Here is a 19618-nt window from a genome sequence, read left to right on the forward strand (position 1 = left end):
GTGTAGCCACTTGGCACACTGATGTCCAGTGCGGGTTTCCGAGAACCCTTGAGACCCTCGTTGTCGTCACCGCCTGCGGCATGCTGCCTTCAACGCACGTTGATACTGCCCTCTTCGCCGTCGATCCATGCCTCGGATTCGGATCCTTGTGACGACGCGTCCTGAGAATTGCGCGCTGCGTGCAGTTCGTCAAGGCCCCCCATGCCCAAACCGGATGCTGCCATCGTCACTTGCGTCGTCTCTTGCAGCCTGCCGCCGGGGGCCTCTCGAGGTACGGCGAAGATCACCATACCCGTCCCCGTCCCGGGTGCAAGGCCGCCACAGCCACCCCGGGGAACGCCGAAGAGCGACCACCCGGATGGATGATCGCTCTTCGGTGCGTTCGCGTTACAGCCCTGCCGGGCCGTCTACGGCACGCGTACGGCCGCGCGGAGACGCGGCCGGTCCGCGAAGGTCTTACTTGACCTCGACGGAGGCGCCGGCGCCCTCGAGGGCTTCCTTCGCCTTGTCGGCCTGCTCCTTGTTGACCTTCTCCAGGACGGGCTTCGGCGCACCGTCGACCAGGTCCTTGGCCTCCTTCAGGCCGAGGGAGGTCAGCTCGCGCACGACCTTGATGACCTGGATCTTCTTGTCGCCGGCGCCGGAGAGGATGACGTCGAACTCGTCCTTCTCCTCGGCGGCCTCGGCGGCCGGGGCACCCGGGGCGCCGGCGGCGGCCACGGCGACCGGGGCGGCGGCGGTGACGTCGAACTTCTCCTCGAAGGCCTTCACGAACTCGGAGAGCTCGATGAGGGTCATCTCCTCGAACTGCGCGAGCAGGTCTTCCTGGCTGAGCTTCGCCATGACGGGCGATCCTTCCACTAATTCGGCTGGTGCCGGATGTACATGAATGGCGGGCGTACGTCGGCCCGCTGTGACCCCTGCCGCCGTGCGGCGGCGTGAGTCAGAAAGCGAGCCGAGTTACTCGGCACCGCCCTGCTCGGCCTGCTTGGCGCGCAGCGCGTCCACGGTGCGGACGAGCTTCGACGGGAGCGCCTGGAAGAGCGCGGCAGCCTGGGACTGCTTGCCCTTCATGGCGCCCGCCAGCTTGGCGAGCAGAACCTCGCGGGACTCGAGGTCCGCAAGCTTCTTGATCTCGTCGGCGGACAGCGCCTTGCCGTCAAGGACACCGCCCTTGATGACGAGGTTGGGGTTGTCCTTGGCGAAGTCACGGAGACCCTTCGCCGACTCCACCGGGTCACCGGTGACGAAGGCGACCGCCGTCGGACCGTTGAACAGGTCGTCGAGCGTGGAGATCCCGGCCTCGTTGGCCGCAATCTTGGTCAGCGTGTTCTTCACCACGGCGTACTGGGCGTTCTCACCGAGCGACCGGCGCAGCGTCTTGAGCTGCGCCACGGTGAGACCGCGGTACTCGGTCAGCACGGCGGCGCTCGAGTTGCGGAACTTGTCCGTCAGCTCGGCAACCGCGGCAGCCTTGTCGGGCCTCGCCATAGAGCCTCGGCCTCCTTCCGGGTGATTCGGACCGCGCGGACCCGAAGGAGGACTGGGGAAAACGAAACGCCCCGGCGCAGGCGCACGGGGCGGACTCGACCGGGGCGGCACGCGTCTGAGGCGCACGGACTCCGGGAGTTCTTCCACAGTCACCTACGCGGGTCGTCCGCAGTTCAGCGGATCCTTCGGCCACCGCGCCCTCGCGTGAGCGCACGGCAACGACCAGCGGTCTTTGGCTTCTGTAGGAGAGTACGGGAACGGGTCGCCGTCGGGCAAATCCGCCCGCGCGGGCCGGGGCCGGGCACCCCCGGCTTCCTCCCGGCCCCGCGCGGTGCGCGGCCGCTCAGGAGCCGGTGCCGGTGCCGGTCCCGGTGCCGGTGCCGGTGCCGCCCGTGACGGTCCCCTGCGACTTCATCAGGTCCTTGAAGTCCCTGGTGTCGCCGGCCGGCGGCGCGGTCACCGAGACCTTCACGCCGTAGTCGCTGTAGTAGGCGGTGCTGACCATGGTGCCGGCCGTCATGTCGGCCTTCTCGACCTTCTTCACCAGCAGGTTCTTGTCGTTGATCCAGATGTCGACGCTCTCGGTGGTGACACCCGCCTGGGAGAGCTGCTTCTTCAGCTGGTCGAGCTGGTCCTTCGGCAGGTGGGAGCTGCGGGTCGCCAGGTCCGCCACGTTCACCGTGCCGGCGTAGTGCGTGGTGTGCTGCCCGCGCACCGTGGCCTCACCGGCCTTCTTCACGTCGCCGGAGGCCAGCAGCAGCTTCACCGACTGGTTCGGCGTGGTGTTCTGCAGCTGGTCCTTCAGATAGGCGCCGGAGCCGCCCGCGAGCCGGCCCAGGTCGTCGTAGCCGTACCGCAGCCAGTGCCGGCCGCCGGCCTGGGCGGCGAACGTGTCGCTCATGTGCGCGTAGTACGCGTCGGGCAGGTACCGGGCCTCCATGGAGGTGATGCCGGCCTTGCTGCGCATGGTCTCCGCCATCGTGCCGCCCGTGTAGGTGAGCGTCAGCCGGCCCGTCAGGCCGTGGCCCCAGTCGAGCGCCCCCTGCGCCTTCATGGACACCATCGAGCCGATCGTGGTGGTCCCCTCGACCTTGGCGGAGTCCGCCTTGTCGGTGGACGTCTCGGCGGAGCGCAGGGCCGCGACGGGGCTCACGTGCGTCACACCCTGCCCGGCCGCGCCGTCGCCCTTGTCCGAGCCCCCGGAGCCGCAGGCGGCCACACCCGTCAGCGCGGTCACCACCGCGATCGAGAGCGTGATACGGCGCACGGTCCTGCTCTTCATTCGTCCCACCCCTATGCGATTGCTGTGTCCCGACGCTAGCGCAGCGCACTGACAGCCGTCCGGGAACCGGCGCAGAAGGCGTTGCGCGCACGTCCCCTCGTACCCGCGTCTCCTGCCGCGTCGTACAGGAGTTCCACAGAAAAAGGGACGAGCCCCGCACCGGAACGGTTGCGGGGCTCGTCGCCGACTTCAGGCGAGCCGTGGGGCTCAGACCGCGGCCGGGTCCTCCTCGACGAGGAGGTTGCGGGTGCGGTTCGGGTCGACCGGAATGCCGGGGCCCATCGTGGTGGTGATGGCGGCCTTCTTGATGTACCGGCCCTTGGCGGCGGACGGCTTCAGACGGAGGATCTCCTCCAGCGCCGCGCCGTAGTTCTCCACCAGCTTGGTGTCGTCGAACGACGTCTTGCCGATGATGAAGTGCAGGTTCGAGTGCTTGTCGACACGGAACTCGATCTTGCCGCCCTTGATGTCGGACACGGCCTTGGCGGTGTCCGGGGTGACCGTGCCGGTCTTCGGGTTCGGCATCAGACCACGGGGGCCGAGGACGCGGCCGAGGCGGCCGACCTTGCCCATGAGGTCCGGAGTGGCGACGACGGCGTCGAAGTCCAGACGGCCCTTCGCCACCTCGTCGATCAGCTCGTCGGCGCCGACGATGTCGGCGCCCGCGGCACGCGCGGCCTCGGCACGGTCGCCGGTCGCGAAGACCAGGACCCGGGCGGTCTTGCCGGTGCCGTGCGGGAGGTTCACGGTGCCACGGACCATCTGGTCGGCCTTGCGCGGGTCGACACCCAGGCGGAAGGCGACCTCGACGGTGCCGTCGAACTTGGTCGTGGAGGTCTCCTTGGCGAGACGGACGGCCTCGAGCGGGGCGTACAGCTTCTCCCGGTCGATCTTGGCGTCCGCAGCGCGAAGGGCCTTGCTGCGCTTGCTCACTACTGCTCCTGTGTGTTCTGAAAGGAGTCGTGGTACGGGCCGAGCAGGCCCTGCCACGTGCGGCGCCGCGATCGGGCGATCACGGCCGCATACGTACTACGGGTGGGTTCAGCCCTCGACGGTGACGCCCATGGAACGCGCGGTACCGGCGATGATCTTCGCGGCGGCGTCCAGGTCGTTGGCGTTGAGGTCGGGCAGCTTGGTCTGGGCGATCTCACGGACCTGCGCCTGGGTGATCCTGGCGACCTTGGTCTTGTGCGGCTCGCCGGAGCCCTTCTCCACGCCCGCGGCCTTGAGGATCATCTTGGCGGCCGGCGGCGTCTTGGTGATGAAGGTGAAGGAACGGTCCTCGTAGACCGTGATCTCCACCGGGATGACCCAGCCGCGCTGCGACTCGGTCGCGGCGTTGTAGGCCTTGCAGAACTCCATGATGTTGACGCCGTGCTGACCCAGCGCCGGACCGACCGGCGGAGCCGGGTTGGCGGCACCGGCCTGGATCTGGAGCTTGATGAGCCCCGTGACCTTCTTCTTCTTGGGAGGCATTGCTCTCCGGGTCCTTTCGATTCGGGTCCTGCCCGCTCCCGGGGGCCACCCGGGCACAGGCATACCGCACAACGATAGCGGGTATGCATGCACGGTTGAAAACCGGGCAGGTCACACCGTCGCGGAACCCCGCCCCGCCCGCCACGAAGCCGCAGGTCGGCCGGCCTTTGCCACCGCTCACGCGCGAGCACCCCGCGGCGCGTGGCCACGGGGCGCCTTGCGCGCTTGCGGGGGCTAGTCGACCGCCTGCCCGTCGTGCGTACCGCCGTTGCACACGTTGGCCGACAGATCGGGCGTTCCGCCACCCTCCCTGCACTCGGAGGGGGTGACGGCGGATGGAGCGCCCTTCGCGGTGGCGGCGGTGGCGGTGGCGGTGGCCGCACCGGTGAGGCCGAGTCCGGCGAGGGCTGCCGTCGCGATGACGGCGGCGAGGGTTCGTCGGATGCGCATGGGGTTCCCCTTTCGCGGATTGCCTCGGTTGGGGGCACTAGCCAGCCTGATCTTCACCCATCCGGGTGGCGCGTTATGTTCCGCCATTCGGGTGAAAGCGCACCCGGTCCCGGACACCGGCCCCGGACACGGCCCCTGGACACGGAAGAGCCCCCGACCAACGGCAAACCGCCGGGCGGGGGCTCTTCCGGATGATCGTGGGGGCTAGTTCTTCTGGATCTGGTCGAAGCTCAGCTCGACCGGGGTCTCGCGGCCGAAGATCTCGACCAGGCCCTTGACCTTCTTGGAGTCGGGGTTGATCTCGTTGATGGTGGCCTGCAGCGTGGCGAACGGGCCGTCGGTGACGGTGACCGAGTCGCCGACCTCGAAGTCCAGCACCTGGACCTCGACCTTGCGCTGCGGGGCCGGCTTGCCCTCGGCCTCGGCGGCCTCGCGGGCGGCCTTCTCCTCCGCCTCCGGGGCGAGCATCTTGACGATCTCGTCCAGGGACAGCGGGTAGGGGTCGTAGGCGTTGCCGACGAAGCCGGTGACGCCCGGCGTGTTGCGGACGACGCCCCAGGACTCGTTCGTCAGGTCCATGCGGACGAGGACGTAACCGGGCAGCTTGTTCTGCCGGACGGTCTTGCGCTCGCCGTTCTTGATCTGGACGATCTCTTCCTCGGGCACCTCGGCCTGGTAGATGAAGTCCTCGACGTTCAGCGAGACGGCGCGCTGCTCCAGGTTGGCCTTCACGCGCTTCTCGTAGCCGGCGTAGGTGTGGATCACGTACCAGTCGCCGGGCAGCGTCCGCAGCTCCTCGCGGAGCTTGGTGACCGGGTCGAGCTCCTCCTCGGGCTCCGCGGACTCCGCGGGCTCCTCTACCGCTTCCGCTTCCGCGGCCTCGGCGGCCTCGGTGGTCTCGCCCTCCGCGGCCTCGACGTCGAGGGCCTCGACGTCGGCGGCCTCGACATCGGAGACCTCGGTCTCGCCGATCTCGTCCTCGATGTGGACGGCGGCCTTCTCGGCCGGCTCCCCCGCGGCGGCCTCGGCAGCCTCGGCCTCGTCGACCTCGTCCGCACCCTCGACGATGTCGAGCTCGTCATCCACGGACTCGGTCGGCTCGATGGCGTCGTTCAGGTTCGGGTCAGACACGGTGGCTGCTTCTTCCTGGATACATAGAGGTGGAACATGCGAAAACGGGCGCCGGTAACCACGGCGCCCTTCGCTCCTGGCTCAGCCGAAGACGTACTTGGCCGCGTGGTTGAGCCCATAGTCAATCACGGTCACCAGAGCGATCATGACGGCGACGAAGAAGATCACCACGGTGGTGTACGACGTCAGCTGGTTGCGGGTGGGCCAGACGACCTTGCGGAGTTCCGCGACGATCTGACGGTAGAAGAGGGCAAGGCGCTTGAGCGGGCCCTTCTTGGCACGCTTGCCGCCCTTGCGGGGCTTCTTCCTCGAGTCCGTCAGCTGGTCCTGGGCATCAGGCGTGTCGATGGAGCCCACGGCGTCCGTCATTCGTCCTCACCTGATTCCGGGTCGTGGCCGTGCCGCGCCCGGTCGAGCCGCACGGCGGTGCATTGCTGTACGTACATGCGCACACATCCTGGCGAAGGTGTGTGTAGCAGGGCCGGAGGGACTTGAACCCCCAACCGCTGGTTTTGGAGACCAGTGCTCTACCAATTGAGCTACGACCCTTTGTGTGTCCCCCAACGTACCGCATCCGACCGGATGCCCGGTGTGCACCGGGTGCGGCGGCGGCTGCTGAAGGCCAACGAGGTGAGAGTGTACGTGGTCCGGAGCCGGGCGTCGAACAGAAAGTCCCGCTGGGGGCCCCTCCGTTGGAAGATCGGCTGGCCGGGAGGCGGATCCGGACGGTTGTTCCAGGCGTCGACCGGTCCTGCCCAGTCTGTGGAACCGGCGTGCCCGGGGGGTTACCGGTCTGAAACGATGGACCGTATGAGCGCTGCAACCCCTCCCACCGAGCGCCGGGTCTCCGCCCGCATCGGCGCGATCTCCGAGTCCGCCACCCTCGCCGTGGACGCCAAGGCCAAGGCCCTCAAGGCCGCCGGGCGTCCGGTGATCGGCTTCGGCGCCGGCGAGCCGGACTTCCCGACCCCGGACTACATCGTCGAGGCCGCCGTCGAGGCCTGCCGGAACCCCAAGTACCACCGGTACACCCCGGCCGGCGGCCTGCCCGAGCTGAAGTCCGCGATCGCCGCCAAGACGCTGCGCGACTCGGGCTGGGAGCCGGACGTCTCCCAGATCCTGGTCACCAACGGCGGCAAGCAGGCCATCTACGAGGCCTTCGCCGCGATCCTCGACCCGGGCGACGAGGTGATCGTGCCCGCGCCGTACTGGACGACGTACCCGGAGTCCATCCGCCTGGCCGGCGGTGTCCCGGTCGAGGTCGTCGCCGACGAGACCACCGGCTACCGGGTCACGGTCGAGCAGCTGGAGGCCGCCCGCACCGAGAGGACCAAGGTCGTCCTGTTCGTCTCCCCGTCCAACCCGACCGGCGCGGTGTACTCCGAGGCCGAGACGGAGGCCGTGGGCCGCTGGGCCCTGGAGCACGGCCTGTGGGTGCTCACGGACGAGATCTACGAGCACCTGGTCTACGGCGACGCCGTCTCCGTGTCCCTGCCGGCCCTGCTGCCGGAGCTGCGCGACAAGTGCATCGTGGTCAACGGCGTCGCGAAGACCTACGCCATGACCGGCTGGCGGGTGGGCTGGATCATCGGCCCGAAGGACGTCGTCAAGGCCGCGACCAACCTCCAGTCGCACGCCACGTCGAACGTGTCGAACGTCGCACAGGTCGCCGCCCTCGCCGCCGTCTCCGGCGACCTGGAGGCCGTCGCGAGGATGCGGGAGGCCTTCGACCGCCGGCGGAAGACCATCGTGCGGATGCTCAACGAGATCGACGGCGTGCTCTGCCCGGAGCCGGAGGGCGCGTTCTACGCCTACCCGTCGGTGAAGGCGCTGATCGGCAAGGAGATCCGCGGCAAGCGCCCGCAGAACACGGTGGAGCTGGCCGCGCTCATCCTGGAGGAGGCCGAGGTCGCGGTCGTCCCGGGCGAGGCCTTCGGCACGCCGGGCTATCTGCGCCTGTCCTACGCCCTCGGCGACGAGGACCTGGTGGAGGGCGTGAGCCGGATCCAGAAGCTGCTGGCGGAGGCGCGGGACTGAGAGTCCGCTCCGCCCGGCGGGGGACCGCTTCCGGACGTCCGGAGGCGGTCCCTCTTTTTTGTCCGGGCGAGCCGGTCCCGGGGATCGTTTGTGCGAGCAAGACCACGAACGGGGAAACAGCTACCGGGACGCGGCCGGCGTGCGGCAGGATCCTCGGATGGAGCGTGTACGTGATGTCTCTGAGCTGCCGAAAGCCCATCTGCACCTGCACTTCACCGGATCGATGCGGCCCACCACCCTGCTGGAGCTGGCCGACAAGTACGGCGTACGCCTGCCCGAGGCGCTGACCGACGCCCTCACCAGCGGGGAGCCGCCGAAGCTCCGGGCCACGGACGAACGGGGCTGGTTCCGCTTCCAGCGGCTGTACGACGCGGCGCGCTCCTGCCTGCGCGCCCCCGAGGACATCCAGCGGCTGGTGCGCGAGGCGGCGGAGGAGGACCTGAACGACGGCTCCGGCTGGCTGGAGATCCAGGTCGACCCCACGTCGTACGCCCCGCGCCTGGGCGGGCTGATCCCGGCGCTGGAGATCATCCTGGACGCGGTGGAGACGGCGTCGCGCGACACGGGCCTCGGCATGCGGGTCCTGGTGGCCGCGAACCGCATGAAGCACCCGCTGGACGCGCGCACGCTGGCCCGGCTGGCCGTGCGCTACCGCGACCGGGGCGTGGTCGGCTTCGGCCTGTCGAACGACGAACGCCGGGGCATGGCGCGGGACTTCGACCGGGCGTTCGCGATCGCCCGGGAGGGCGGCCTGTTCGCCGCCCCGCACGGCGGCGAGCTGACCGGCCCGGCCTCCGTCCGCGACTGCCTGGACGACCTGCACGCCCACCGCGTGGGCCACGGGGTGCGCGCGGCGGAGGACCCGCGGCTGCTGGCGCGCCTGGCCGACCGCCAGGTGACCTGCGAGGTGTGCCCGGCCTCCAATGTGGCGCTGGGCGTGTACGAGAAGCCCGCGGACGTCCCGCTGCGCACGCTGTTCGAGGCGGGGGTGCCCATGGCGCTGGGCGCGGACGACCCGCTGCTGTTCGGCTCCCGGCTGGCGGCCCAGTACGACATCGCACGCCGGCACCACGCCTTCACCGACGCCGAACTCGCGGAGCTGGCCCGCCAGTCGATCCGCGCCTCGGCAGCCCCCGACGACGTGCGGGACAAGCTGCTGTCCGGGGTGGACGACTGGCTGGCGGTCTGACAGCGGACCGCTGGGCCCGCGGGCGCGGTCAGGAGTGGGCCGTCACGCCGATCACGACGGGCAGCGACTCCTTTTCGAAGATGGCGCCGTACAGGCTCTGGTCGACCATCCTGCCGTCGACCTCCATCGTGGGTGTCCCGGGCGCCCCGGACTTCTCGTAGGCCCTCTCGGAGGCGGTCACGAAGTCCCGGTACTTCATGCCCTTGACGGCCGCGCCGAACTCCGCGCCCCGCAGGCCGGGCACCTGGGAGGCCATCTCGAGCAGGAACGCGTCGGTGTAGCCGTCCTCGCTCTCCTCGGGCTGGTGGGCGAAGAGGACGTCGTGGTACTCGACGAACCTGCCCCGCTCCAGGGCCGCCCGCAGGGCGTTGGCCGCCTTCTTGGAGCCCTTGCCGCCGAGCCGGTCGTCGAGGAAGGAGGCCAGCGTGTACTCGGCCCGCACCTCGCCGTCCAGGATCAGCTCGCGCAGTCCCTCACTGCCGCTCCCCGTCTCGAACTCCTCGCAGACCGGGCAGCGCATGTCCTCGTAGAGGTGCACCACGGTCGTGGCCCGGGCGGACCCGACGCGGACGGTGACGCCGTCGGGGGCCAGCGACTCGTCGAACTCCCGCACGCTCGTGTACGCGGGCGTGTCCGGCCGTCCGTCCCCGGCCTCGGCGGCACGGCTTCCGCACCCCGTGGCGAAGGCTCCCGTCAGAACCGCGGCCGTGAGCGCGAGCGCGTGCGTCCGGCCGCCGCGCGGCTTCCCCATGGTCTGCCCCTCCCCTTGCTCCCCTGCGGGTGCGGGCCGACTCTGAGGGATCTCCGCGGGCCGCCCCTGGGCGCCCCCGGGACGGCCCGGGGTGCCGGTGCGCGGCCCAGGTGTGCGCGGCCCGGGCGTGTCCTGGCGGCCGACGCCGGCCCGGACGCGGTGTCCTGCGGTGTCCTAGAGGCTGACGCCGACCGTCACCGGCTCGTTGACCAGGGTGATGCCGAAGGCGTCCCGGACACCGGCCACGACCTCGCGGGCCAGGGTCAGCAGGTCCTCGGTCGTCGCGCCGCCGCGGTTGGTGAGGGCGAGGGTGTGCTTGGTGGAGATGCGGGCGGGCCCGGTGCCGTACCCCTTGGTGAAGCCGGCCTTGTCGATCAGCCAGGCCGCGGAGGTCTTGGTGTGGCCCTGGCCCGCCGGGTAGGCGGGCGGCTCGACGCCGTCGCCCAGCCTTTCGCGCACCCGCGCGCGGAACGCGGCGAACTCGGTGTCGCCGAGCACGGGGTTGGTGAAGAACGAGCCGGCCGACCAGGTGTCGTGGTCCTCGGGGTCGAGGACCATGCCCTTGCCGGCGCGCAGCTTCAGCACGGTGTCGCGGGCGGCGCCGAGCGGCACCCGGTCGCCCGGTTCCACGCCGAGGGCGCGGGCGGTCTCGGCGTAGCGCAGCGGCGCCGACAGTCCGTCCGCGTCCTCCAGCCGGAAGCGGACGCGCAGGACGACGTACCGGGCGGGGTCGGCCTTGAAGCGGCTGTGGCGGTAGGAGAAGGCGCACTGCTCGTTCGTCAGCGTCACCGTCCGGCCGGCGGCGCGGTCGTAGGCGACGACCTCGGTGATGGTGGTGGAGACCTCCTGGCCGTACGCCCCGACGTTCTGGATCGGGGTCGCGCCCGCGGAGCCCGGGATGCCGGACAGGCATTCGACGCCGGCGAGCCCGGCCTCCACGGTGCGGGCCACCGCGTCGGTCCACACCTCGCCCGCGGCCAGCTCCAGCTCCGTACCGCTCAGCTCGAAGCCGCGGGTGGCGATGCGCAGGGCGGTGCCGTCGAACCCCTTGTCTCCGATGACCAGGTTGGAGCCGCCGCCGATGACCAGCAAGGGGGTGCCGGCGGCGTCGGCCTCGCGGACGGCGTCGATCACCTCGGCGTCGGTGGTCGCCGTGATCAGCCGGGTCGCGGGGCCGCCCAGCCGGAAGGTGGTCAGCGGGGCGAGGGGCGCGTCGTGGAGTTCCTGCACGCGCCCAAGACTACGAGACCCCGCCGACGGCCCCGCACGCCGCGGGGCCGTCGGCGACCGGTGCCGCGGTGCGGACCGGGCCGTCGGACGGCGGCCGTAGGGCCGTAGGGGTGGGGCCGTACGGTCGTCAGGCCAGCCGGACGACGGCGCGGGACATCCCGAGGACCTTCTGCCCGCCGCTGGTGACGGTCAGGTCGACCCGTACGGTGCTGTCGTCGAGCTTGGCGGCGACCTTGCCGGTCACCTCGATCAGGGCGCCCTTGTCGTCGTCGGGCACGACCACGGGCTTGGTGAAGCGCACGCCGTACTCGACGACGGCGCCGGGGTCGCCGGCCCAGTCGGTGACGACGCGGATCGCCTCGGCCATGGTGAACATGCCGTGCGCGATCACGTCCGGCAGTCCGACCTCCTTGGCGAACCGCTCGTTCCAGTGGATCGGGTTGAAGTCCCCGGAGGCGCCCGCGTACTGCACGAGGGTGGCGCGGGTCACGGGGAAGGTGCGCGCCGGCAGCTCCGTGCCGACCTCGACGTCGTCGTAGGCGATCTTCGCCGTCATCGGTTCCTCACGCCTCCTCGGCCGCGCGGGCCACGAGCTTGGTCCAGGCGGTCACCACGTGCTCGCCGGCCGCGTCGTGCACCTCGCCGCGGATGTCCAGGATGTCGTTGCCGGCCAGGGACTTGACCGCCTCGATGGTCGAGGTGACCGTCAGCCGGTCGCCGGCGCGCACCGGGCGGGTGTAGGCGAACTTCTGGTCGCCGTGCACCACCCGGCTGTAGTCGAGGCCGAGCTGCGGGTCCTGGACGACCGCTCCGGCCGCCTTGAAGGTGATCGCGAAGACGAAGGTCGGCGGGGCGATCACATCGGTGTGGCCGAGCGCCCTGGCGGCCTCCGGGTCGGTGTAGGCCGGGTTGGCGTCCCCCACGGCCTCCGCGAACTCGCGGATCTTCTCCCGGCCCACCTCGTAGGGGGCGGTGGGCGGGTAGGTCCGCCCCACGAAGGACTGGTCGAGCGCCATGGCTCGTACCTCCTGGTGTCGCTCTGGTGTCGCTCCGGGTCGAAACACCATGAGGCCGCCCCCCTACTGCGGGGGCGGCCTCATGGATGAGCCTGAATTATCGCGTCTCGCGGTGCGCGGTGTGCGCGTTGCAACGCGGGCAGTGCTTCTTCATCTCAAGACGGTCCGGGTTGTTACGCCGGTTCTTCTTGGTGATGTAGTTCCGCTCCTTGCACTCCACGCAGGCCAGCGTGATCTTCGGGCGGACGTCGGTGGCAGCCACGTGAGTGCTCCTTGACGAACGGGTGGGTTTTCAACGCAAGAAAGAGTAGCCGATCGAAGGACCGACCCCGCAATCGGCTACTGTCAGTAGCGGTGACCGGACTTGAACCGGTGACACAGCGATTATGAGCCGCTTGCTCTACCGACTGAGCTACACCGCTGCGATGCGATCGGGCCCCGCCTCGCGGCGGGAACCTCTCACACCAGAGCCCCAAAACGGAATCGAACCGTTGACCTTCTCCTTACCATGGAGACGCTCTGCCGACTGAGCTATTGGGGCGAGCGATGAAGACATTACACGGTCCGCCGCCGTTCGCCCAAATCCGTTTCGCGCCGCCCTCGCCGTGCCCGCCGCCCGCGGGGCCGCGCGGCCACACCGGTACGACGCGCGGCCACACCGGTACGACTATTGCGCTCCTCCCGCTCCCCGGCGGGTCACCGGCCTAGGCTCGTCTCACTCTGCGTGATCTTGCGTCCGCGTTGTCCGCCGTACGCCGCCGTACGTACGTCCGCCGTTGCTGGAGTGCGATGCCCCCAGGTAAGCCGCAGCCGCCCCACTCGTCCGCCTCGCCGGGGCCGTCCGGCCGGCCGGAGCCGGACGGTCTGCTGCTGTGCGGTGCGCGGCTGGCCGACGGGCGCACCGTCGACGTACGGCTGGCCGGCGGGCGGATCGAGGCGGTGGGCACGGCCGGCAGCCTGGGCACGGGCGGCGGCCCCGCCGCGGGAACCGCCGGGCGCGGGGCCGCGCCGGGCGGCGGTGGCCGCGGGAGTGCCCCCGGCGGGGGCCGCGACGGTTCGGCGGACGGCGCCCGGGACGGCGGGGGCCGCGGCTCGCGCGAGGGCGGGGCCGCCGGCTCGCGGGAGAGCGGACCCGGCGGCTCGCGCGAGGGCGGGCCCGGCGGCTCGCCCGAGGGCGGCACCGGCGGCGAGCGGGTGGACCTCACCGGCTACCTCCTCCTGCCGGCCCCGGCCGAGCCCCACGCCCACGCCGACACCGCCCTGACCGCCGAGGTCGACGGCCCGGTGTCGTACGACCCGGAGGACGTCCAGCGCCGGGCCACCGAGGCCGCGCTGCTGCAACTGGGCCACGGGGCGACCGCGCAGCGCGCGCACGTGCGCGTGGGCGACGTACAGGGACTCGGCGCCCTGACGGCCGTCCTGCGGGCGCGCCGGGCGCTGCGCGGTCTGGCCGAGCTGACGACGGTGGCGGTGCCGCGCGTGCTGACCGGGGCCGCCGGCGCGGACGGTCTGGCGATGCTGCGGGACGCCGTGAAGATGGGCGCCTGCGTGGTGGGCGGCTGTCCCGACGTGGACCCGGACCCCACGGGTTACGTGGAGGCGGTGCTGGAGGTGGCCTCCGAGCACGGCTGCCCGGTCGACCTGCACACCGACGGCTCCGATCCGGCGCGTCTGGGGCGCATCGCGGCCATGGCGGGTGGGCTGCGCCCCGGGGTGACGCTGGGACCCTGCGGGGGACTGTCCCGGCTGCCCGCCGCGGCGGCCTCGCGTGCGGCGGACCAACTGGCCGCCGCCGGAGTGACGGTGGTGTGCCTGCCGCAGGGCGGCTGCGGCGGTGCCGAGCGGCGCGGTACGGCCCCGGTACGGCTGCTGCGGGCGGCCGGGGTGCGCCTGGCGGCGGGCAGCGGCGCCCTGCGGGACGTGGCCAACCCGGTGGGGCGCGGCGACCCGCTCGAGGCGGCGTATCTGCTGGCCTCGCGGCACGGGCTGAGCCCCGAGGACGCCTACGACAGCGTGAGCGCGTCGGCCCGCGCGGTGCTCGGCCTGCCCCCGGTGCGCGTGGAGGCGGGCTTCCCCGCCGATCTCCTCGCGGTGCGCGGCGAACGGCTGGCGGGGGCGCTGTCACTGGCGTACAGCCGCATCGTGGTGCACCAGGGGCGGGTGGTGGCACGGACCAGCGCGGTACGGGAGTTCTGCGACTCGGCGGCCGCGGTGGAACTGGGCCTGCCCCGGCAGGGGCGGGGCGAGCCGTCGTAGGTGTCCGCCCCACCCCGCGCCCTCTGCCGTGCCCTGCCGGGGCGGGGGATGGGGACCCGGCCGAGGTCGTGCGGCGTGTGGCGTGCGGCGGGCGGCATGCGGACCTGGCCGAAGTCGTGCGGCAGGCGGTGATGCGGACCGGCCGAAGTCGTGCGGCGGGCGGGGCCGTCCGGGCGTACGGTCAAAGACATGCGCATTGTCATCGCTGGTGGTCATGGTCAGATCGCGCTGCGGCTCGAGCGGCTGCTCGCCGCGCGCGGGGACGAGGTGGCGGGCATCATCCGGCGGGCCGAGCAGGGGGACGACCTGCGGGCGGCGGGAGCCGAGCCGATCGTGCTCGATCTGGAGTCGGCCTCGGTCGAGGAGGTCGCCGAGCGGCTGCGGGGCGCCGACGCGGCGGTGTTCGCGGCGGGCGCGGGCCCGGGCAGCGGCGCGGCCCGCAAGGAAACGGTGGACAAGGGCGCGGCGGTGCTGTTCGCGGACGCCGCGGTCCGGGCCGGCGTGCGGCGCCACGTCGTCGTCTCCTCGATGGGCGCGGACGCCGGCCACAAGGGCGACGAGGTGTTCGACGTGTACCTGCGCGCGAAGGGCGAGGCGGACGATCACGTGCGTCGCCAGGAGGCCCTGGACTGGACGATTCTGCGTCCCGGCGCGCTGACGGACGAGCCCGGCACCGGTCTGGTCCGGCTGGAGGCCCACACCGGCCGCGGCTCGGTGCCCCGCGACGACGTCGCCGCCGTCCTCGCCGAGCTGGTCGACACCCCGGCGACCGCCGGCCTCACCCTGGAGCTCGTCAGCGGCTCCACCCCGGTCTCGGTGGCGGTGAAGTCGGTGGCCGGCAACTGAGGAAGAGGCCGGCGGCAGTGGCAGTGGCACTGCCGCCGGCACTGGCACTGGCGGCGGCCTGACGCACGGACACGCCACCGCCGGCGGACGACGCCGGCCTCCGCCCGTCCGTTCCCCTTCCGGCCCCTGGGCCCCTTGAGCCCCTTCAGCCCCCGGCGGACGGAGGCCGGCACCGCCGCGTCCTAGCGGAAGGCCTCGGCGTTGCGGCGGGCCCATTCCGCGAAGGTGCGCGGGGCGCGGCCGAGCACCCGCTCGACGTCCGGGCCGATGCGCAGCTCGGCGGCGTTGGGCGTGCCGAGGATGGCCAGCGTGGTGTGCACGACCGGCTCGGGCAGGAACGCGGCCATCCGTGCGTGGGCCTCGGCCCGGGTCAGTTCCGTGAACCGCACCGGCTCGCCGAGGGCCGCGCCGATCGCTTCGGCCTGCTGCCGGGGCGTGACGAGCGCCGGCCCGGTCAACTCGTAGATCTCACCGGCGTGTTCATCCTTGCGCAGGGCTGCCGCCGCGACCTCCGCGATGTCCGCCGGATCGATCACGGGGAGCCCGACGTCACCGAACGGCGCCGCGACGGTCCGCTCGGCGCGTACCGACTCGGCCCAGCCGAAGGCGTTGGACGCGAAACCTCCGGGGCGCAGGATCGTCCAGGCCAGGCCCGACTCGCGCACCGCTTCCTCCCGCGCCCGCACGAGGCCCCCGTGCGAGGGCGACTCGGGCCGGGTCACCACGCCCTGCGAGGACAGCAGCACCACCCGCCGGACCCCCGCGGCCCGGGCCACGTCCAGCACCGGGCGCGGGTCGAACCCCTGGCCGCCGGCGCCGCCGTCGTGCAGGAACAGGGCCTCGGCGCCGTCGAGGGCGGGCCGCAGGGTCTCCGGCCCGGTCAGGTCGGCCCTCGTGTGCGCGGTTCCCGGCGGCAGGTCCACCGGGGCCCTCCCCCTGGACACCGCCGTCACCTTCTCGCCGGCGTCCGCCAGGGCCCGCACCAGCGGCCGCCCGACGTTCCCGGTCGCACCCGTCACCACGAACATGGTCAACTCCCGTCTCCCCACTGGGGTTTCTCGCGATGACGACGACGCTAGCAGCGTCGGTATAGTAGGTACCCAGAGGAAAGTGACTACCTCAGAGGGGCGGGGCCCATGGCGACCGACACCGCACGGCCGGGGACCGACACCGCACGGCAGGCAACTGAGACCGGACGGCCGGCGACCGACCCCACGGCGGACCCCGAGCTCGCCTGCCCGGTCTCCCCGGTCGTGGACATCGTGTTCAGCAGGTGGACCACGCCGATCCTCTGGTCGCTGCACACCTTCGGCCGCCAGCGCTTCGTCGAACTGGAGCGCCGCATCAAGGGCATCACCCCCAAGGTGCTCACCCAGCGCCTGCGCCAGTTGGAACGCGACGGCCTGGTCGTGCGCACGTACCACCCCGAGGTGCCGCCGCGCGTCGAGTACGAGATCAGCGAACTCGGCCGCAGCCTCGCTCCCCTGTTCGCCCACATGGCCGAGTGGGCCGCCACCCACCTCGACCACGTCGAGGCGGCCCGGCGACGCTACGACGCCTCGGGCTCACCCCGCGCCTGACTCCCACCACGGCGGGCGGCCCTCCCGCCCCGGCCCGCGTGACACGCGGTCAGCCCTCATGCCTGACTCCCGCCGCGTGAGGCGCCGCCCGTCCATGCGCACGACAAGGGCCCCGTGACCTGCTGTACGCAGAGGTCACGGGGCCCTTGTTCCGTGTGGCGGCGCCAGGATTCGAACCTGGGAAGGCTGAGCCGGCAGATTTACAGTCTGCTCCCTTTGGCCGCTCGGGCACACCGCCGGGGTCGCTGCCCTTCGAACCGCCTTTCGGCGGTGCTCTCCGGCAACGACGTAAACAATACCCGATGCACAGGGGTGCTTCGCCACCTGGTTGATCGGCTCCTCGGGCGCGGCGGGTGGCTAGGCTTGGGCGGATGCGGACCGGGTACGAAGGCCCGGCTCGGCGGCTTTCCCGCGCCCGCCGGTACGCACCCCCGACGCAGGCCGGCACGCCCGGACACACCCCGATACAACCCGATACAAGGAGCCACAGGACATGGCCGACTCCAGTTTCGACATCGTCTCGAAGGTCGAGCGGCAGGAGGTCGACAACGCCCTCAACCAGGCCGCCAAGGAGATCTCGCAGCGCTACGACTTCAAGGGCGTGGGCGCCTCGATCTCGTGGTCCGGCGACAAGATCCTCATGGAGGCGAACTCCGAGGACCGGGTGAAGGCAGTCCTCGACGTCTTCCAGTCCAAGCTGATCAAGCGGGGGATCTCGCTGAAGGCCCTGGACGCGGGCGAGCCCCAGCTCTCCGGCAAGGAGTACAAGCTCTTCGCGTCGATCAAGGAGGGCATCTCCCAGGAGAACGCCAAGAAGGTGGCCAAGCTCATCCGGGACGAGGGCCCCAAGGGGGTCAAGGCCCAGGTGCAGGGCGACGAGCTGCGCGTCAGCTCCAAGAGCCGTGACGACCTGCAGTCCGTGATCGCGCTGCTGAAGGGCCAGGACTTCGACTTCGCACTGCAGTTCGTGAATTACCGGTAGGCGCGGGCAGCCGGGCGGAAGAGACGGGAGAAGGGTGGGCCCCCGGGGGCGCCCACCCTTCTCCCGTGCCCGTGCCCGTGCCCGTGCCCGTGCCCGTGCCCGTGCCTGTGCGGGGCCCCGACTCGGTCGCGACCCGGTGGCGGCTCAGTCGCGCGAGTTGCCGAAGAGGATGCGGAAGGCGATCAGCAGCACCAGGGAGCCGCCGATCGCGGCGGCCCAGGTCGCGCCGTCGTAGAAGTCCTTGGAGATCGGGTGGTCCAGCCAGCGGGCCGAGATCCAGCCGCCGACGAACGCGCCCGCGACGCCGATCAGCGTCGTGCCGATGAAGCCGCCCGGGTCGCGCCCCGGCAGCAGGAACTTCGCGATGGCCCCGGCCAACAGTCCCAGGATGATCCAGCTGATGATGCCCATGCCCTGAACCTGCCCTTCCACGCTGTGCCTGCGCTGTTCCGGCGCTGCGATGTCCGGCGGCGGCAGGCTGTGTGCCCGCAGGCCGTGCGTCGTCTTTCCGTCTCTTTTCCCACGTGTTCGTGCCGTGTCGACCTGAGGGACGCCACGGCCGCCCCCCACGGTTGCACCGATCAGTAGGGTGCGGCCCATGACACGCCCCGGTTCCGCCTCCGCGTCCCACTCCGGGCTGCGGCGCACCCTGGGGGTCGGGGACGCCGTGGTCATCGGGCTCGGCTCGATGATCGGCGCCGGCATCTTCGCCGCCCTGGGCCCGGCCGCGCGCGCGGCCGGTCCGGCGCTGCTGCCCGGGCTCGCGGTGGCCGCCGTGGTGGCGTACTGCAACGCCACCTCCTCGGCGCGACTGGCCGCCCGGTACCCGGCCTCCGGCGGCACCTACGTGTACGGGCGGGAGCGGCTCGGCGGGTTCTGGGGCTACCTGGCGGGCTGGGCGTTCGTGGTGGGGAAGACCGCCTCGTGCGCGGCGATGGCGCTCACCGTGGGCGCGTACGTCTGGCCGGGGCAGGCGCACGCCGTGGCGGTCGCGGCCGTGGTGGCGCTGACCGCGGTGAACTACGGGGGCGTGCAGAGGTCGGCGTGGCTGACGCGGGTGATCGTGGCGGTGGTGCTGGCGGTGCTGGCCGCCGTGGTCGTGGTGTGCCTGGGCTCGGACACCGCCGACGCCGGGCACCTGGCCCTCGGCGGCCCGTCGGGCCACGGTGGCGCCGGCGGGGTGCTGCAGGCCGCCGGGCTGCTGTTCTTCGCGTTCGCCGGGTACGCGCGGATCGCGACCCTCGGCGAGGAGGTGCGGGACCCCGCGCGCACCATTCCCCGCGCCATCCCGCTCGCCCTCGGCATCGCGCTGGCGGTGTACGCGTGTGTGGCGGTGGCCGCCCTGTCCGTGCTGGGGCCGGAAGGGCTCGGGCGCGCGAGCGCGCCACTGGCCGACGCGGTGCGCGCGGCCGGCGCGGGGTGGCTGGTGCCGGTGGTAGGGGCCGGTGCCGCCGTGGCCGCGCTGGGGTCGCTGCTCGCGCTGATCCTGGGTGTCTCGCGCACCACGCTGGCGATGGCGCGGGACGGTCATCTGCCGGGCGCGCTGGCCGCGGTGCATCCCCGGTTCCGGGTGCCGCACCGGACGGAGGCGGCCGTGGGCGCGGTGGTCGCGGTGGCGGCCGCCGCGGTGGACGTGCGGGGCGCGATCGGCTTCTCCTCCTTCGGGGTGCTGGTCTACTACGCGGTGGCCAACGCCTCCGCGTGGACGCTCGATCCCGCCCTGGTCCGGCGGGTGGTGCCGGCGGTGGGGCTCGTCGGCTGCGTGGCGCTGGCGTTCGCGCTGCCGTGGGTGTCGGTGGCCGTGGGCGCGGGCGTACTCGCGGCGGGCGCGGCGGCGTACGGGGTACGGCGGTGGGCCGCGGCGGCACGGTAGCCGCCGTACGGGCGCGGCGGCGCGATCA

Annotated in this window: 23 protein-coding genes and 4 tRNA genes; 7 read left to right on the plus strand and 20 right to left on the minus strand. The window is 72.0% G+C overall.

The window, feature by feature from the left end; all coding sequences use genetic code 11:
- Positions 1–89: 89 nt before the first annotated feature.
- The 10 genes from ACI2LW_RS03010 to ACI2LW_RS03055 form a co-directional block, all read right to left on the minus strand.
- Positions 90–290, minus strand: a complete 201-nt coding sequence (locus ACI2LW_RS03010) for a hypothetical protein (protein ID WP_404729322.1) — start codon at positions 288–290, stop codon at positions 90–92.
- A gap of 166 nt (positions 291–456) precedes the next feature.
- On the minus strand, positions 457–843 hold the full coding sequence (gene rplL / locus ACI2LW_RS03015; RefSeq protein ID WP_404729323.1) for a 50S ribosomal protein L7/L12: 387 nt from the start codon (positions 841–843) through the stop codon (positions 457–459).
- Positions 844–960: 117 nt separating this feature from the next.
- Positions 961–1491, minus strand: coding sequence for a 50S ribosomal protein L10 (rplJ, locus tag ACI2LW_RS03020; RefSeq protein ID WP_404729324.1), 531 nt, complete (start codon positions 1489–1491; stop codon positions 961–963).
- Positions 1492–1834: 343 nt separating this feature from the next.
- A complete protein-coding gene (locus ACI2LW_RS03025; protein WP_404729325.1) occupies positions 1835–2773 on the minus strand; it encodes a hypothetical protein in 939 nt (312 codons plus the stop codon).
- A gap of 207 nt (positions 2774–2980) precedes the next feature.
- Positions 2981–3706, minus strand: coding sequence for a 50S ribosomal protein L1 (gene rplA / locus ACI2LW_RS03030; protein ID WP_404729326.1), 726 nt, complete (start codon positions 3704–3706; stop codon positions 2981–2983).
- Positions 3707–3814: 108 nt separating this feature from the next.
- Positions 3815–4249: a 50S ribosomal protein L11 gene (gene rplK / locus ACI2LW_RS03035; protein WP_404729327.1), complete on the minus strand. Its 435-nt coding sequence runs from the start codon at positions 4247–4249 to the stop codon at positions 3815–3817.
- 234 nt (positions 4250–4483) lie between these two features.
- On the minus strand, positions 4484–4699 hold the full coding sequence (locus ACI2LW_RS03040) for a hypothetical protein (RefSeq protein ID WP_404729328.1): 216 nt from the start codon (positions 4697–4699) through the stop codon (positions 4484–4486).
- A 204-nt stretch (positions 4700–4903) separates the two neighbouring features.
- Positions 4904–5830 (minus strand): transcription termination/antitermination protein NusG, encoded by a 927-nt coding sequence (gene nusG, locus ACI2LW_RS03045; protein ID WP_404729329.1) that lies wholly within the window; start codon positions 5828–5830, stop codon positions 4904–4906.
- 81 nt (positions 5831–5911) lie between these two features.
- Positions 5912–6199: a preprotein translocase subunit SecE gene (gene secE / locus ACI2LW_RS03050; RefSeq protein ID WP_404729330.1), complete on the minus strand. Its 288-nt coding sequence runs from the start codon at positions 6197–6199 to the stop codon at positions 5912–5914.
- A 107-nt stretch (positions 6200–6306) separates the two neighbouring features.
- Positions 6307–6379, minus strand: a tRNA-Trp gene (locus ACI2LW_RS03055).
- 261 nt (positions 6380–6640) lie between these two features.
- On the opposite strand from ACI2LW_RS03055, the gene ACI2LW_RS03060 reads away from it, so the two are divergent.
- The gene (locus ACI2LW_RS03060) at positions 6641–7867 is read left to right on the plus strand and encodes a pyridoxal phosphate-dependent aminotransferase (RefSeq protein ID WP_404729331.1); all 1227 of its coding nucleotides are present in this window, start codon (positions 6641–6643) and stop codon (positions 7865–7867) included.
- 157 nt (positions 7868–8024) lie between these two features.
- Positions 8025–9056 (plus strand): adenosine deaminase, encoded by a 1032-nt coding sequence (locus tag ACI2LW_RS03065; RefSeq protein ID WP_404729332.1) that lies wholly within the window; start codon positions 8025–8027, stop codon positions 9054–9056.
- 28 nt (positions 9057–9084) lie between these two features.
- Here the strand turns inward: ACI2LW_RS03065 and ACI2LW_RS03070 are convergent, their stop codons facing one another.
- From ACI2LW_RS03070 to ACI2LW_RS03100, 7 genes are all read right to left on the minus strand, one after another.
- A complete protein-coding gene (locus ACI2LW_RS03070) occupies positions 9085–9807 on the minus strand; it encodes a DsbA family protein (protein WP_404729333.1) in 723 nt (240 codons plus the stop codon).
- Between the two features lie 174 nt (positions 9808–9981).
- Entirely contained in the window at positions 9982–11037 is a 1056-nt protein-coding gene (locus ACI2LW_RS03075) for a UDP-N-acetylmuramate dehydrogenase (RefSeq protein WP_404729334.1), read from the minus strand.
- A gap of 127 nt (positions 11038–11164) precedes the next feature.
- Positions 11165–11593: a MaoC family dehydratase gene (locus ACI2LW_RS03080; RefSeq protein ID WP_404729335.1), complete on the minus strand. Its 429-nt coding sequence runs from the start codon at positions 11591–11593 to the stop codon at positions 11165–11167.
- A 7-nt stretch (positions 11594–11600) separates the two neighbouring features.
- Positions 11601–12053 (minus strand): MaoC family dehydratase N-terminal domain-containing protein, encoded by a 453-nt coding sequence (locus ACI2LW_RS03085; RefSeq protein WP_404729336.1) that lies wholly within the window; start codon positions 12051–12053, stop codon positions 11601–11603.
- A 97-nt stretch (positions 12054–12150) separates the two neighbouring features.
- Positions 12151–12315 (minus strand): 50S ribosomal protein L33, encoded by a 165-nt coding sequence (gene rpmG, locus ACI2LW_RS03090; protein ID WP_003948671.1) that lies wholly within the window; start codon positions 12313–12315, stop codon positions 12151–12153.
- An 87-nt stretch (positions 12316–12402) separates the two neighbouring features.
- A tRNA-Met gene (locus ACI2LW_RS03095) sits at positions 12403–12475 on the minus strand.
- Positions 12476–12521: 46 nt separating this feature from the next.
- Positions 12522–12594: transfer RNA gene (locus ACI2LW_RS03100), tRNA-Thr, on the minus strand.
- Between the two features lie 248 nt (positions 12595–12842).
- Between ACI2LW_RS03100 and ACI2LW_RS03105 the strand changes: the two genes are divergently transcribed.
- Positions 12843–14309, plus strand: coding sequence for an amidohydrolase family protein (locus ACI2LW_RS03105; RefSeq protein WP_404729337.1), 1467 nt, complete (start codon positions 12843–12845; stop codon positions 14307–14309).
- A gap of 189 nt (positions 14310–14498) precedes the next feature.
- A complete protein-coding gene (locus ACI2LW_RS03110; protein WP_404729338.1) occupies positions 14499–15155 on the plus strand; it encodes an SDR family oxidoreductase in 657 nt (218 codons plus the stop codon).
- Between the two features lie 182 nt (positions 15156–15337).
- Here ACI2LW_RS03110 and ACI2LW_RS03115 read toward each other — a convergent pair whose 3' ends face one another.
- Positions 15338–16183, minus strand: coding sequence for an NAD(P)H-binding protein (locus ACI2LW_RS03115; RefSeq protein ID WP_404729519.1), 846 nt, complete (start codon positions 16181–16183; stop codon positions 15338–15340).
- Positions 16184–16291: 108 nt separating this feature from the next.
- Between ACI2LW_RS03115 and ACI2LW_RS03120 the strand changes: the two genes are divergently transcribed.
- Positions 16292–16735 (plus strand): winged helix-turn-helix transcriptional regulator, encoded by a 444-nt coding sequence (locus ACI2LW_RS03120; protein WP_404729339.1) that lies wholly within the window; start codon positions 16292–16294, stop codon positions 16733–16735.
- 156 nt (positions 16736–16891) lie between these two features.
- Here ACI2LW_RS03120 and ACI2LW_RS03125 read toward each other — a convergent pair.
- Positions 16892–16973, minus strand: a tRNA-Tyr gene (locus ACI2LW_RS03125).
- A gap of 255 nt (positions 16974–17228) precedes the next feature.
- Here ACI2LW_RS03125 and ACI2LW_RS03130 point away from each other — a divergent pair.
- On the plus strand, positions 17229–17717 hold the full coding sequence (locus ACI2LW_RS03130) for a YajQ family cyclic di-GMP-binding protein (RefSeq protein WP_404729340.1): 489 nt from the start codon (positions 17229–17231) through the stop codon (positions 17715–17717).
- 144 nt (positions 17718–17861) lie between these two features.
- On the opposite strand, the gene ACI2LW_RS03135 is transcribed toward ACI2LW_RS03130, so the two are convergent.
- Positions 17862–18128, minus strand: a complete 267-nt coding sequence (locus ACI2LW_RS03135) for a GlsB/YeaQ/YmgE family stress response membrane protein (protein WP_404729341.1) — start codon at positions 18126–18128, stop codon at positions 17862–17864.
- Between the two features lie 187 nt (positions 18129–18315).
- Between ACI2LW_RS03135 and ACI2LW_RS03140 the strand changes: the two genes are divergently transcribed.
- Positions 18316–19590, plus strand: a complete 1275-nt coding sequence (locus tag ACI2LW_RS03140) for an APC family permease (RefSeq protein WP_404729342.1) — start codon at positions 18316–18318, stop codon at positions 19588–19590.
- The last annotated feature ends 28 nt before the right edge of the window (positions 19591–19618 follow it).

Origin of the sequence: Streptomyces sp. NPDC004065, from assembly GCF_044903565.1 — a bacterium.
Lineage (GTDB): Bacteria > Actinomycetota > Actinomycetes > Streptomycetales > Streptomycetaceae > Streptomyces.